Genomic DNA, 15239 nt, shown 5'->3' with positions numbered 1-15239 from the left:
TAGCGCCAGATTTAACAAGTCATCAACATGATGGTGGAAATAGAAACATGGAACTGATGCAGAAGTGGGCCCACAAAATACTGGAGTGGGGACAATTACTCGGCCTCATTGTCGTTGCCTGTGCGACCCTAATCGCCATTAGCCACCAGATCTACACCATGGCCCTGGTGATGACGGTGACCCTGGCGGACTTGCTGCTGCTGTTTATCTATCTGGAAGTGCTGGCGATGGTCGCCATGTATCTGAAAATGGGTAAACTGCCGATCCGCATCCCCATCTATATCGCGATTGTCGCCCTGGCCCGCTATCTGATCCTGGACATGAAGGAGATGGATACCTGGCGGCTGTTCGGCGTGGCAGGAACCGCACTGGTGCTGGCCATCAGTGTCTTCATCATCCGTTATGGCCATTACCGCTTTCCTTACCAGCCGGAAGATTAAGGTCAAACGTCAGAAGAGCAGGCTCACCAGTTCCCCTGCCTATCGCAGGGGAATTTCATGCCATGATCAATCGTTAAGACCTATTAATTAAAGTGGTATTAGCGATTTTATTCCGGTCCCGGATCCCGCTACAGTGACCGCATCGACCACTTCTGGCCATAGACGATGAGGAAACCATCATGAGCATCCAAACCATCAATATCGGGATCCGCGAAGACGATCGGCACGCGATTGCACAAGGACTATCCGCCCTGCTGGCCGACACCTACACCCTCTATCTGAAGACTCACTACTTCCACTGGAACGTTACCGGTCCCATGTTCCAGACCCTGCACCTGATGTTTGAGACCCAGTACAACGAGTTAGCGTTGGCCGTCGACGCCATTGCCGAGCGCATTCGGGCGCTGGGAGTCCAGGCTCCGGGTACCTATCGGGAATTCATGGCATTGAGCTCGATTGAGGAGAGTGAAGGTGTGCCCAAGGCCATCGAGATGATCAGCCAGCTGGTCGAAGGGCAGGAGGCCGTGGTGCGTACGGCCCGCTCGCTTTACCCCCTGGTTGAGCAGGCCCACGATGAAGCCACCGCCGACCTGCTGACCCAACGTATCCAGTTACACGAAAAAACGGCCTGGATGCTGCGCAGCCTGCTGGAATAACCAGCTTCTCTCCAGCATGCGTTACCCCTGGTTGGCATCCGGTGCCAACCAGGCGGATTTGAAATCAAACCACCCCAGATTATTCAGCCGAATTCCTCGCGCCTGGGCCGGTCCCTGCAACCGCAACCAGTGGTGAAACAGTGGTTGCAACCAACCGGCCCCGATCACCTCGGCCATCAAGTGTTCGCTATCGAGTTGCTCGCAGCGCCAAGCCTGATGCCAGTGCTGTAATAACGCTATGTCGCCACCACTGATGGAGCGGCGCAGCAGCGGGTTGCCCAATAGCCAAGTCCCGACACTCCAGAGACTGGGCGCGGCAAAGTTCACCGAGCCCAGCCAGAGATCCACGTCCACCTCTCCTTGCTGCCAATCGGCGTAAGCTAATTCCACAAGCTCCAGCGTCACTCCCTGCGCGGCCAACATGCGCTGCATCACCTCGGCCAGCATCCGATACTCAGGTTGCTGTTCATAGTAAGCCAGCCGCAGTCGCCGCTCGGAAGTGGCAACGGATGCCGGCCAGGGCGGCATCGACTCGCCAGGTGTTTGCTCATGCAGCCACTGGGGTAACAGACTGGCAGCGGGTGCCCAATAACGACGGATCGCTAACGGCACCCGACTCATCAGTGGATAGGGATTGAGTTGAGCCTGGATCCAGCGCCGGGCTGGCGCCGTTTGCCAACAACTCGAGCGGCTATCACACAGCAAGAAATACCCCCCCTGCTCCAGGACCATCTCCGCCGCAGGAGCGCCCGCATCCGGCTGCGGCGCCGTGACACCACTGGGCAATTCCCCGTGAACATCCAGACCGCAGACCTGGCGTTCGCCAAGCTCCAGCTGCTCAGCCAACGCGGGCAACATCCAGATATCCACTTCATCCAGCAGTGCACGCCAGCCAAAATAGTCATCAAATGCCACCAGATGGAGATGGAAGCGATTATTCTCCTGTACCCGATAGGGGCCTGTACCCACCGGACGCGACGCAAAGTCAGCCCGGAGCTGCTGATCGGCAGGCAAAATCATCGCCATCACATCCGCCAGCAACCAAGGCAAGCGGGGATCGTCACAACTCAATTCGACGCAGACCACCCGTTCGCCCTGGGCGCGGATCGTCTGCAGGTGGGCAAACAGCGGGTGTTGCTGCAATCGCGTCAGGGAAGCGATGACATCCGCCACCTGCAACAACCGCCCATCATGAAAACGCACCGCCGGGCGCAAATAAAACCGCCAGTGCCGACTGTCATTCGAGTGCCAGTGGTGAGCCAGGTCGGCCTCGATTTCCCCATTTTCCTCATTTATCCGGGTCAGGCCATTGAAGATCTGCCGCACCAGATGGGCCTCGGAACGCCGCAAGGGCAAGCCCGGATGCAGATTCGGCATCGGCCGGTAATAGGGAACCCGCAGCACCTGGCGTTCTTGCTGTTGCTTGTTGCCTAACTGTCGCAGCAACAGCGGCGTCAACTGCTCCGGCTCTGCCCCCAATAACCGTACCGCCTGCTCCACCAAGCCCTGCGCCAGCAGGCTCTCCGCCTGATGTTGCCGCAACTGCTCCACACCATAACGGCAAATCAGGGTCGAGCGGTGGCCGCGTCCCGCACTCGAGTGCCACTGGATCCAGCCCTCGGTCTCCATCTGTCCAAGCAGGTTGCGCACATGCCGCCGCGTGCACACGAACAACTCGGCCAACGCCTGTAAGGTGGTCTCGGCGGCTTGATCACCAAAGTGCGCTCGCAATTTGAGGTACTGCTGCTCCAGACGCGGGGACGGCATAAAAGAGGAACCCTATTTAAATAAAGTCAGCAATTTTTAGATTCCCCAATTAAAGCCATGCTGATGTCGAAACGCAAGAGCAGCACGACACCCCACCATCGGCTGCTCATCCCCGAGTAACAAGGAGTTCATCATGTATCGAGCAAATGCGACGCAACTGGCCGGATTTTTTCAACGCTTTCTACTACAACAACAGCAAGGTTGGGGCCAGCCACGCTGGGCACTGCAAGAGCTGGAGCGGCTGATGCAGTGGCAATCGCTACAGATGCCCGCCCCGTTTTATAAGCATCACTGGTAATTCAGTAAGGAGAGAAGATGTACATCGAACATGTCGCGATTTGGTGTCAGGATCTGGAGCGGATGCGTGATTTTTATCAGCGCTACTTTGCCGGTCAAGCGAACACCAAATACACCAATGCCAGGGGCTTTAGCTCCTATTTCCTCGAATTCGGCAGCGGATGTCGACTGGAGTTAATGCAGTGGCAAGAGGTAACCGAGCTGAAAAATGAGCCACAGCGGCAATTTATCGGTCTGGGACACCTCAGCTTTGCGCTGGGCAGTTGCGAGGCGGTCGATGCCTTGACCCAGCGTCTGGTGACCGACGGTTATACGCTGCTGAGCGGACCTCGCACCACAGGCGATGGCTATTACGAGAGTTGTCTGCTGGACCCGGAGCTCAACCGTATCGAATTGAGCCGTTGAGTTACGGATAGAGGTCGATGCGCTGTTTCACTATGCTGTCGCGATGTTGGCGAATCAATTGCCACCACTGCTCGCATACCGAGGCGTTGTTCTGGCAAAACGCTTTGCTAAACACCAAAAAATAATCACGTTCCAGCAAGGACTCGCCGGAACGGCGGATCTCGTTTTGCCAGCCCAGGCTGCGGAGCAAGCGTCCCGTTGGCTCTCCGGGGCCAACCACCAAATCCAGGCGTCCCATTTTTAACTTTTCCAGATTTTGCTCCGCCGTCCGGGTCGCCTCATAAGGAATACCTTGTTGGAACAGGATCCCGGCAATGGCGGACTCTTTCAGCACGCCGATCCGGTATTGTGTCAAACCATCTAAACCATGGCCTAAACCATGAGGGATAAAATCAGGACGGCTAAATAAATAGTAACTCACCCGATACAGGCGGAAGGAGGGATCGGGAAGAGCGGTGCCCTCCTGGGATATCGGAGGGTAAGCCAGGTACTCGGCCCGATCCACGGTGAATGAATAGCCAATAGCACCGTCCAGATGCTCTAACTCCAACTCATGCAGCAGTCGCTTCACCGGCATTCGCTGCAACTTGACCTGGATACCCAGCATGTGTGCCGTCTGTAAAACGACATCGATTGCCAGACCAGGTTCAATATCCGCCAAGCGTCCTTGCCCCATCTGGTAGGGAGGAAAAGCCTGATCGCCGTAGGCCAGCGATACTTCCTGAGCCAGGCTGTAACAGGGCAAAAGCCATAATAACCAGCTGAAATAACGGCGAAATCTTCTCGACATGTCATCGCCTCTCGCAGACCAAACTGATCCAAGTGTAGGTGATGTGCTCTCCCTGACAGCACTCATCGGCAAAAACGCCAGCCAGGCCACAAAACAAAGGGGAGCCCAAGGCTCCCCACGTCTCGACTCACCGCTTTTACAGCGGATAGGGCGGTGAAATAAAGCCCTGGTAACCATCGACAAAGAGTTTGGACAACGCCTGCACCTGCTCCTGACTCTCAACACGGGTGGCAATAGTGACAATGCCGGCGTTATGGGCTGCGCGGCATACCGCCGACAAGAAGGCTTGATCACCCTCCTCTTTCAGTACCATGCCGGTATAACCGTGATCGACTTTGACGTAGGCAGGCGTCAGGACTTCCAGATAATCCAGGGACTGGAAGTTGCGGCCATATTGGTCGACGCCCCAGCCGAATCCATGCTGACGCACAATGCCGAGCAAGTTCTCGACTTGGCTTCGGGAGTGCAAGATCGCCGACTCAGGCAACTCGAAATAGAGACGCCCCGCCAGCAATGGATGCTGCTGCAGGTAGTCGGCCAGCCAACTGGCAAAGGGCGCAGAGGAGATCGAGGTCAGTGTCAGGTTGATGGCCAACTTCAGATCCAGATTCTTCTCCAGCTGTTTCCCCACCTGTTGCAACACATAACGGTCAAAATCAGCCCCCAGTTTGAACTGCTCGACTGCTGGCATAAACTGCCCGGCAAAATAATCCTCACCATCGCGGTGAATACTGGTAAACAGCTCGGCATGGTGAGGTTTTTGACTGGCCAGCAAAATGGCCGGCTGAACCTTGAAGCGGAACAGGCCATGGTGCAGAGCTTCCGCCAGCAGATCACGCCAGGCAATCCGTCCCATGCCATCACTCTTGTCGCGACTATCAATAACCACCGAGCTGCGGCGGTCACTGCGGGCATGGCGCAGGGCGTTATCCGCCTTGGTCAACATCATGGAGAGATCATCATTCCCTTCGCGCGGAGCAATACCAATCACCGAAATCGCTTGTTCACGCTCCATCGGATTGACCACCAACTCGGCAATGAAACGATTGATCAACTCACCAACTTCGACCAGCTCCTGCATTTCCAGCCCCGGCAGCAACACCGCATATTCGGTAGCAGAAATACGCGCCACAGCACTGCCATCAAAGTCCCGCAACGCATCTTGTAAGGTGGTCGCCACGGCTTTGACCATGCTGTCACGAGCGGCAAAACCCTCGTCGCGGTAGATATCATCCAGCATATCGACTGCGACCAGCATGACACCACCACGCCCGGATTCCGCAATCCAGGCATTCACCTGCCCCATGAAATAAGCCCGGTTACCCAATCCGGATACTGCATCTCGAAAAGCCCGCTCGCGCATTTGCGAGGCGGCTTCGGCTTGTTCTTTAAACTGCACCGCCAGTTTACTGGCCAGGGTATTAATCGACTGGACAACCTGCCGCAATTCCAGAGTGCGAGGCAACGGGATCGCCTGACCAAAATGATGTTTTTCAATCTCGACCGCCTGATCACAAATTTGATCCAGTGGCTTCAGCAAATAGCGCAACGCTCGAGTGAGCAAGACGATGACAACCAGAAAGGTAATGACAAACGAGACCAATAACCGGCTCATGCCTTGCCAGAGTTCGTAATAGGCTTGCCCCGGGTTACCTTCAATTTGCAATTTACCCAGCTGTAACCAACCGGAGGTCAAAATAGAATCGAATTTGACACTGCGAAATAAACCCAGCGAGGTAAACCATTCCGGTACCCCCGCCACTGTGGCACTATTTTCTCGCTGGATCACACTCTGACTGGCCAGTAACTCCAACCTGAATTTGCGGTAAAAACCACCATCAAACGCGGCATTGATGACTGATTCAGCTCCCACCTTATCACCCGCTTCCAGATAAGGAGTCAGAGCCAGCCCTAACGAGTTCGCCGTACTGGTGACGGAAAGCTCCAACTGCTGGGCTAAATAATCCCGCGTGGAATTAAACTGCACCCAATAGGCAGCCACGAAAAGCACAGCAAACAGAACCAGCATGGTTGCCATCAGTTGTCTATATAAGGTCATATCTCAATCATCCAGATTTATTTTTGGACGCTTCAGTTGCTCGCGACTGAAACGACTACGCAGGTCATTCCACAATGCCAAACGTGAAGAGCTACCCGCCAATTGCCCTTGACCGCGTTCTTTCATTAGCCATAGGTGAGAACCATTGAAGCTAAAAACCGGAACTAAATCTTTTCGCTTGGTGGCCGGTTGTATGACCCCGTTAATGTTATCGAGGATCAAGGGAACCGCAGCCGGAGTCGGATAATAAGCAACCACCATATGAAATTGCTGATAGGTTAATGCCTTGACATACACCATCCGCAATTTTTCATCCGGGATACCCAACTCAATCAAGCTGAAATACTTGGCGATACTGTAATCTTCACAATCACCACCACCCGCACCAATAAACTCCATTGGCGCCGCCCAGTAGTCGTCTCGCCCCCACAACACCACATCATTCAAAAAGGTCAGCTGGTTAAAATAACGATTCACTTCCGCCAGACTTTTTTGCTCGTTCCAACGTTCCTGTTTGCCTCTCATCACCAATTCACGCCAACCCTGCATCCGCTTCCCAGCGCGGGAGCCGTAAAAGTCAGCCACGGTTTTAACCGCTAATTGGTCATCCTGTGCCAGTGGCACGGCAAACAGCAACCCTGGCAATAGACAAGCCATTGTCAGTAAGCGTGTGATACCGGGTGCTGCCCATATGCGTGGACTCATCATTCTTCTCGACGCTACTCCTGGCGAGCCTTGGTACGAAATGACGCCGTCAACGAGCCCCCGGGCCGCAGAGGACGGCAGGTGAAACACCTGCCATATCTGCACACCTTAACCGCCCTTTGTATCAGTTCCACTCCGCCGGTTTTTGAATTTTCAGAGAATCCAGCAAGGTTCCTGTGGCATTCAAAATACGGTACTGCGCAAACAGTTCATCATATTGGGTACCGATCAAACTACGACGCGCTTCAAACAGTTCATTTTCTGTGTTCAGCACATCGAGTAATGTTCTTTGTCCCAAGGTGAATTGCTGCTTATAGGCCCTGACGGACTCATAGCTGTATTCCACATGTTGTTGCTGATAGGTCTTCTGGCTCTTGAGTGACTCCAATGCCTGCCAAGCCAGTCGGGTTCCCTCTTCTACCTGACGGTAGGCATTCTGATGAATGTCCTTCGCCTGGGAATAGAGTGCCGAGGTGGACTTGCTTCTGGCATCGTCGGCACCACCGTTGAACAGGTTATAACGTACCCGCAACATGGCACTGAGTTCATCGCTACTGCCTTCGTCGCCGTTGGCATCGGTATACCAACTTTGACCAGCCTCGACAGAGACCTTCGGATAGAAGTTTGCCTTAGCACCTTCATGTTGGAAATTGGCCGCATTGATATCTTCCAATGCAGAAAGCAGGACCGGATTGTTGGCGGTCGCCTTCTTCAAGGCTTCGTCCAGATTGGCTGGCATCACCACAGAGTCAGTCGTCGGCTCAACCAGATCGGTCGGTTCGCTGTTTACCACCCGCAGGTACTCGGCTCGGGCATCATCCAGATTGTTTTGTGCCGCAGCCATATTCGAATAGGCTCGGGCAACCCGTCCCTGAATTTGACTCAAATCAGCAGAAGAACCAACCCCGGAGGTAGTCCGTTTAGTGATATCCGAGAGGATCTGTTCGTGGGTGGCAAGATTATCTTTCGATAAATCAAAGATTTCCTGCTGGCGCATCATATTCAGATATACTTCCGCCACCCGCAGAGCCGTATTCTCGGCGGTCGCGTGCAGACTCAACTTCTGAGCCTTGGCTTCGGCATCGGTACGATCCACATTGCTGCTGGTATCAAAGCCATCAAACAGCATCTGTGACAAGGTGATGCTGGCGTCTTTGCGAGTCAGATCTGACCGCTCCGTGCTGCCCACATCCTTGATGCGCTCGGGGCCAATTCCGGCACTCGCATCCAGTTTTGGATAATATCCGGCTTTGGCTTCATCAATCTGATACTTGCGCGATTGATACAAGTCATAAGCCTCCTTGATTTGCGGATGGGTCAGCAAGGCTTGCGAGACCGACTCCTCCAGGGTCTGGGCATTAGCTAGCTGTCCGCCCCCCATAGCACTGGCTATCACCAGTACAAGTAGCTTGATTTTCATTGGCTGATTCTCCTTGGCTTTCTCCAGTTTTATCGTTCACGCAAGGCAGATTGTTTTGCCCTGATGATGGGTTTCAACAAGTATTCGAGCACGCTCTTTTTCCCTGTAATGATGTCCGCAGTGGCCATCATGCCGGGGATAATAGGCATGGGTTTACTGATGTCACCCAGATAACTTTTTTCCGTCCTTACTCTTACAAGATAGAAGGCATTCCCCTTTTCGTCTTGAATGGTATCGGCACTGATATGCTCTAACGTTCCTTTGAGCCCACCGTATATTGCAAAATCATAGGCGGTAACCTTGACGATTGCGGGTAATCCCGGCCGCAAAAAGGCAATATCCTTCGGTAAGACCCGGGCCTCAATCAACAAGTTATCTTCCATGGGTACCACTTCCACCAAATCCATACCGGGTTGCACCACGCCTCCCACGGTATTGACCTTCAGGGTCTTGATGGTGCCTTTGACCGGTGATAACACACTGGTTCTGGCCACCCGATCTTGCAGACCGACTTGTCCTTCACTGAGCTGGGAGAGTTTGTTCTGCTTCTCTTCCAGTTCGGTTTGCGTATCAACCCGGAACTTCAAGGCGACATCGTTACGCTTGAAGATCGTCTCGCGCAGCAGGGCATTTTGTTTGGGCAATAACAGACGCGCATTTTCCAGCTCGCCGCGCATATCATTCACTTGCCGCTCCAGCTTGATCAGCTCGACCTTCGGCACTATGCCTTCTTTGGCCAAGGGGCGATTCAGGTTCAACTCCTGGCTGGCCAAGTCCACGCTGCGTCCCAGGGTTCGGATCCGGTTATTGATTTCGAATATTTCGTTCTCTTTCTGTTCGATCTGCTGCCCCATGATCGATAACTGATTGTTCAGATTATTCAGCGCCTCACTCTGGGCGTTTTCCAGACGCCTGGCATATTCCGGAAACACCTTGGTGTACCCCTCGGGGAAGGCAATTGGCGTCTCTTTGATGGTGATTTGCTCACGCCAACCGAGTTTGGGATCATTGGCGACCACCACACTGGCCAAAGCCGCGCGCAAACGGGCGACATCCCCTTTCAAACTGACCAACTCCTGTTCCCGCTCCCGAAAATCGGAGCGAAAACGGGTGTCATCAATCCGCATCAATTCTTGTCCCGGCTGCACCACCTGACCTTCTTTGACGAAGATCTCCTTGATGATGCCACCTTCCAGGTTCTGAACGATCTGCAACTGGCGGGATGGAATCACCTTGCCCTGGCCGGATGCAACCTCGTCGAGCTCGGCCCAAGCAGCCCAGATGATGGCCACCACGAAAAAGACAAAACAACTCCACAGCAGGATGCGCGCCCGAGTCGGGGTATTGAGCAGCACCGCCGCAGTCCCATCATCGACAAAATCCAGTTGGTCAGGCCCAGGCAGCTTCATAGCACTCATTCCGCACCCTCCCGCGCCCGGACTCTACCTTCTTTGAGCATTTTCAATACATCCTCACGAGGTCCATCAGCAACCACAGCCCCCTGATCCAGCACCACCAAGCGATCCACTACATCCAGCATATTGGTTCTGTGGGTGATCAACAGCAGGGTCGTTTGTTTATCCAAACGGGAGAGTTCCTCTTTCACCAGACTTTCCGAACGGTTATCCATGTTGGACGTCGGCTCATCCAGCAGCAGGATCGGCGGATCAGTCAGCAGAGCGCGGGCCAGAGCAATGGCTTGGCGTTGTCCACCCGAGAGCAGGCGGCCAGCCTCACCCACTTGTCGCTCAAGACCATTTGGATCCCGGTTGGTGAACTGGGTGACCCCCCCCCGGCGTGCCGCACGCAACACCCGCATATCATCCACCAAGGGATGACCAACGATAATGTTGTCGCGAATGGAGCCGAAAAATAACGTGATATCTTGCGGCACACAGCCGATGTTGCGTCGCAATGCGGCAGGATGGATCTGCGCCAAGTCATAACCGTCCAGACGAATAGAACCGCTTTGCGGCTTATACAGTCCGAGCAGCAACTTCTCCAGGGTGGTTTTCCCGGCCCCGACGCGACCGATGATCGCCACTTTTTCCCCGGGCCGAATGACCAGGTTGATATTGCGCAGTGACGCCTGATCCGAATCGGGATAATTGAAATTCACCCCCTCGAATTCAATTTGACCTGACAGCACCGAATGCTGGATGTACTGACGCCCCTCCTCTTGTTCGCTCGGACTGTCCATGATCTTGCTGATCAAGGTCATGGCTGATTTAGCCTGATTGTAACGGGTTGAAAGGACCGAGAGTTGTACCAGAGGCGCAATGGCGCGGCTCGACAGCATCACAGCGGCAATCATGCCGCCCATGGTGATAGTGCCTTCCGAGATCAGATAAACCCCCAACACGATCAGCGCTACGGTGGCCATTTGCTGGGCAAAACTGGCCATGGTGGATACCTGATTGGTGATGCGGCGCGTCTCTATGCCCCAGGTTGACATATGGCTAACGGCTTGTTCCCATTTATGCTGGAAGTTGCTTTCGGCACCGAAGATCTTGACCGCTTCCAGACCCGCAATCCCCTCGATCAGATTGGCGTATTTCTGCGATGCGAGGCGGGAACCCTCTTCGATACTCCGGCGTAGCGGCTCCTGAATATAGAAGCTGTATGCAATCAGGATCAGTACCGACACCAGCGGCACTATCACCATGGGACCGGCAAAGATCCAGATGATGAACATAAAGAAGAAGGCAAACGGCAAATCGATCAGCGCAGACACTGTCGCCGAGGTGAAGAACTCGCGAATGGACTCAAATTCCTGCAGATGTTTGGCGAAGGCGCCGGTCGATGCCGGACGCGCTTCCATACGGATGCCCATCACCTTGGCAAAAATCTTGGCCGATAGTAAAACGTCCGACTTTTTACCGGCGACATCAATGAAATAGCTGCGCAGCTGGCGCATGGCAAAATCGAAGACAAAAACGATGGAAACCCCGATCGCCAAAACCCAGAGTGAATCGAATGCCAAATTCGGCACTATCTTGTCGTAGACATTCATGGTGAACAACGGGCTGGCAATCGCGAACAAATTGATCAGGATCGAGGCGATCAGTACATCTCTATAGATAGCGCTCGATTCCAGCAAGGTACTCCAAAACCAGTGTCCATCCCGGGTTTCCAATACCTTGGGTGAACGGGCGTCATAACGAAACTGCTTCTTGAGCAGAATGGTTTTGCCGGTCGTCAGGGCTGCCAGCTGTTCCTGGGACATGGTTTGCTGTGCGACACCCAGACTGGGGAGCACCACGCAGGCTTCGCTTTTGTGATGATCCAGCTCCAGCAGCACACAGGCGCCACCATCCTTTTGTAGCAAAATGCAGGGCAACAATAATGGCGAAATATCAGCCAGTTGCAGATCCTGGGTCTTGGCAATAAATCCGGCTCGCTCGGCAGCACGCGGGAACAGTAATGCCGTCAGCGCACCATCGGTGAGAGGCAGCCCGGAGATCAGCGCCTCGCGACTGGTAGGAACTGCATAATATTTGGATAGGAAGACCAGACACTCCAGAAGTTGATCTGTCTTGTCTTGTGTGAACTCCATGGCGACTCCATCCTGGGACGAGCGATAGCCGACTGCTACCTAAATGACAAAATTATCTAAAACCATTTTCAGAACAATAGTTTAGCACTACTCCTCTGCATACGGCATTATTTAACAAATCAGTAGCAATAAAAAAGGAGAGGCAAGCCTCTCCTTCCAATATTGGATTCCATTGACCCTTATTTATCGATATTCAACAAGTGGTTGGAAAGCAGATGGTCCAGTACATCGGAGGCACTACTACTGCTGCTACCCGTCAAATCCGAATAGCTCACACCATCCAGGACTATGCTCTGCAAAACAGAACTGCTAGACGCCGAGCCACTGCTTGCATCTGGATCATGGATATCAATGGAGACAGAACCATTGCTGGTCTTGCTGATCGACAGATAATTTTCCAGTACATCGCTGCTCTTGCTGCCATCGTGATCCAGCAGATCGCGGATATCAATCACGTCACTGGATTTATTAAAGTCCGTAATATGATCGACGGCAGGTGTCAGGATTGTGCCCTGATCCCCCTTATGCCAGGTAAAGGTGTCCTTGCCATCTCCGCCGGTCAGAATGTCATTTCCCGAGCCGCCAACCAGGATGTCATTACCCAGATCGCCATACAGTTTGTCGGCCCCGTCTTCACCACTCAATACGTCATTGCCAGTGTCACCATGGATGATGTCCTTGCCCTCACTGCCGGTGATCAAATCCTGGCCTGTGGTTCCTATTACCGATTCACCGGTCCGAATCATCCAGCTACCATCGCTGGCTTGCACCACATCCTGCAAGTCGCTCAGGGTGTAACCTTCTTGCAGCATCAACAAATTAGTACTGTTGAAACCAGACCAACCGCTATCGGCTGACTCCTTGTAGGACATGCTGAAGTTCGCAGCTACACCCTGATCCCAGTACACAATCTCGACCTGATGCAGCCCCTCACTCAAGGCCACACTAGCGCCCGTTGTGGCCGTTGTAGCCACGTTGCCGTCATAGCTCACAACAGACACACCATCGACATAGACGGTATAGCCATCGTCGGCCGTTACCTTGAACTGGTAAGATCCCTCGTTAAAGTATACGGAACCAAGGATCCGGATAATCGCATCCGTGGTATTACCATAGCTGACGGTAGACTTTAGGGATGTCCCATCCTGACCACTACCATTGTTGTTCAGGAAAGTCCGTAGATTGCCCGTGGTCACGCTAGTGAAATCGCTTTGAGTACTGGAGATATATCCCAGATTGCCACTCAAAACATTGCCGTAATTGAAGGTAGTCGCAACAAACTTGGCATCCATCGTTGAACCAACAGCAGCCACCGGGTCGACCGCGCCTACGGTAATCCCGGTACGGCTATTGATGACGTTGTTTACATCCGCATTGTTATCCAGATTACCCACAGAACCATCCGCAGTTTGCTTCAGATACCCATTACCCGGATTTTTACTATCGTTGTAGCCATAATATTCGCCACTCAAGCCAAGCGCCGTAGTCGCAACCGAAGTGTAAGACGCATCCAGCGTCTGGATAGAATCTGCATCAACGGTGATCGTCAGATTCGTTTCTGTTGACGCATGGGAAGAATTGGAGGACTCGGTCGTGGTTGCGTTCACCACCAGATTGATAATTCCCGTGAAACCAAAGGGAGGGTCGAAGGTCAACAGACTCGTGTTCCAGCGCGAGATATCGACTTGGGTATTAGTCGCCGTGGCCACAAATGTATGGGTACCATCGGACAAGACGCTACCCTCAGGCAGCGATTTAATCACCAGAGCCAGTGTTTCAGAACCATCGGTATCCGGTGTCGTTGCGGTGATCGAGGCCAGATGAATGGTCGTACCCACCATACCGTGATTATAGGTAGAAGCGTAATAGCCACCATCGCCAACCGAGGTCAATGAACCATGCTGCAAACCTATGGCATCGACCTGACCGATATCAGTATAAATAGGAATATTGCTGGTTGAGAGGTCTTTTGCCACACCAGAATCTACGGCTACCTTCACCGAAATAGCGCCAACATTATCACCGTTATAGGCAAACATCTCGAAAGAGTAATAACCACTGACTTGAGGGATATAGCTAGCGGCGTAATTACCCCAACTGTTATAGCCCACATTGATAATAGCCGTGCCGCCAATCTCGAGACGCAGTGTGTCGTCATGATACCCGGTGAAGGTGTAGGTATGACCCGACTCCAAATAGATCAGACCTCGGGCACTGTAAGCATCATCTTCTGGCACATTCAATTGGGTTCCCAAATTTGTGGAAACTCTCTGAGAGGTCGGAGTTGTTGCCTCAAGCACAGCTTCAACTTTAGCAGTCGAGGTTGCATTGCTCCTATCCAATCCAGAAACATTGTCGTAATAACTCAGCGTCAAACCATTTCCATACTGGCTTGCACCTGGGGCTAGCGTATTCCCAGTTGTTGATGACGAAGATGAAACTAGAAGTGTCGGCGTATCCGCGACCGCCGTGATAGTGATCGCGGTGACATAAGATTGCGTACTCCAGTTGGAACCATCGCTAACGTGGAAATTAAATGAACTATCCGCATCGGTATTATTAGTCGGGTCAAATGTCAACTTACCAGCACTAATATCGGCCGCGCTCACCGATACACCTCCAGCAGCCGATACCATAGCTGATGTAATCGCCACACCGTTCAGATAAAAGGTACCATTGCCGGGTAAAGAGTTAATGCTAATCGCCTGTAGACTATCGCCATCCTGATCATGGAAAGAGCCGAAATCAGCGAGTGTCAAGGTATAACGAGCGGTGGTATTTCCCAGATCCTCATCGATAAAAATCGTGTCATCGGTTGAGGTCGGCGCATGATTAACCTGATAGCCTTCGCTGTCGGTGGCGGTGGTGCTATTGCCGGCTGCATCGGTGCTGGCCACGCTGCCATCAATGGTGCGATTACTATCGGCAGCCAGGTCGGCACCCGGCACGTTGATGCTGAAGGTTCCATCAGCGGCCACGGAGCCAGTAAACGGCTTGTCGTTCACCGTCAGGGTGACCACATCGCCCACACGGAACTCACCGCTGACCACCCCAGTGACCGCCACTGGCAACTTGGCCTCGGCAGCATTGAGGATGTCATCGGCGGTGATATTGGCATCCAGGGTCAGCGACAATACGGGGGGA

The 15239-nt window shown here is 53.3% G+C and carries 12 protein-coding genes; 4 read left to right on the top strand and 8 right to left on the bottom strand.

What is annotated here, in order from left to right:
* Window positions 1-47: 47 nt before the first annotated feature.
* Window positions 48-440: a phosphate-starvation-inducible protein PsiE gene (locus ACZYUB_RS15050; protein ID WP_463949073.1), complete on the top strand. Its 393-nt coding sequence runs from the start codon at window positions 48-50 to the stop codon at window positions 438-440.
* Window positions 441-619: 179 nt separating this feature from the next.
* The gene (locus tag ACZYUB_RS15045; protein ID WP_463949072.1) at window positions 620-1096 is read left to right on the top strand and encodes a Dps family protein; all 477 of its coding nucleotides are present in this window, start codon (window positions 620-622) and stop codon (window positions 1094-1096) included.
* Between the two features lie 21 nt (window positions 1097-1117).
* Here the strand turns inward: ACZYUB_RS15045 and sgrR are convergent, their stop codons facing one another.
* Window positions 1118-2863, bottom strand: coding sequence for an HTH-type transcriptional regulator SgrR (gene sgrR / locus ACZYUB_RS15040; RefSeq protein ID WP_463949071.1), 1746 nt, complete (start codon window positions 2861-2863; stop codon window positions 1118-1120).
* 133 nt (window positions 2864-2996) lie between these two features.
* Between sgrR and ACZYUB_RS15035 the strand changes: the two genes are divergently transcribed.
* Together ACZYUB_RS15035 and ACZYUB_RS15030 are read left to right on the top strand one after the other, a co-directional pair.
* On the top strand, window positions 2997-3161 hold the full coding sequence (locus ACZYUB_RS15035; RefSeq protein WP_463949070.1) for a hypothetical protein: 165 nt from the start codon (window positions 2997-2999) through the stop codon (window positions 3159-3161).
* Between the two features lie 17 nt (window positions 3162-3178).
* Window positions 3179-3565, top strand: coding sequence for a VOC family protein (locus ACZYUB_RS15030; protein WP_463949069.1), 387 nt, complete (start codon window positions 3179-3181; stop codon window positions 3563-3565).
* A 1-nt stretch (window position 3566) separates the two neighbouring features.
* Here the strand turns inward: ACZYUB_RS15030 and ACZYUB_RS15025 are convergent, their stop codons facing one another.
* The 7 genes from ACZYUB_RS15025 to ACZYUB_RS14995 form a co-directional block, all read right to left on the bottom strand.
* Entirely contained in the window at window positions 3567-4355 is a 789-nt protein-coding gene (locus ACZYUB_RS15025) for a type 2 periplasmic-binding domain-containing protein (RefSeq protein WP_463949068.1), read from the bottom strand.
* A gap of 136 nt (window positions 4356-4491) precedes the next feature.
* On the bottom strand, window positions 4492-6414 hold the full coding sequence (locus ACZYUB_RS15020) for an EAL domain-containing protein (RefSeq protein WP_463949067.1): 1923 nt from the start codon (window positions 6412-6414) through the stop codon (window positions 4492-4494).
* Window positions 6415-6417: 3 nt separating this feature from the next.
* Window positions 6418-7071, bottom strand: a complete 654-nt coding sequence (locus ACZYUB_RS15015; protein ID WP_463949116.1) for a transglutaminase-like cysteine peptidase — start codon at window positions 7069-7071, stop codon at window positions 6418-6420.
* A gap of 172 nt (window positions 7072-7243) precedes the next feature.
* Entirely contained in the window at window positions 7244-8539 is a 1296-nt protein-coding gene (locus ACZYUB_RS15010; protein WP_463949066.1) for a TolC family outer membrane protein, read from the bottom strand.
* 29 nt (window positions 8540-8568) lie between these two features.
* Window positions 8569-9957, bottom strand: coding sequence for an HlyD family type I secretion periplasmic adaptor subunit (locus tag ACZYUB_RS15005; RefSeq protein ID WP_463949065.1), 1389 nt, complete (start codon window positions 9955-9957; stop codon window positions 8569-8571).
* A complete protein-coding gene (locus ACZYUB_RS15000; RefSeq protein ID WP_463949064.1) occupies window positions 9954-12095 on the bottom strand; it encodes a type I secretion system permease/ATPase in 2142 nt (713 codons plus the stop codon). Before ACZYUB_RS15000 ends, ACZYUB_RS15005 begins: the two co-directional genes overlap by 4 nt.
* A 179-nt stretch (window positions 12096-12274) precedes the next feature.
* A partial coding sequence (locus ACZYUB_RS14995) for an Ig-like domain-containing protein (protein WP_463949063.1) occupies window positions 12275-15239 on the bottom strand: 2965 nt, incomplete at its 5' end.

This window comes from Pseudaeromonas sp. HNCC25DJ182 (genome assembly GCF_055413365.1).
This window is presented reverse-complemented; position numbering and strand designations above follow the sequence as displayed.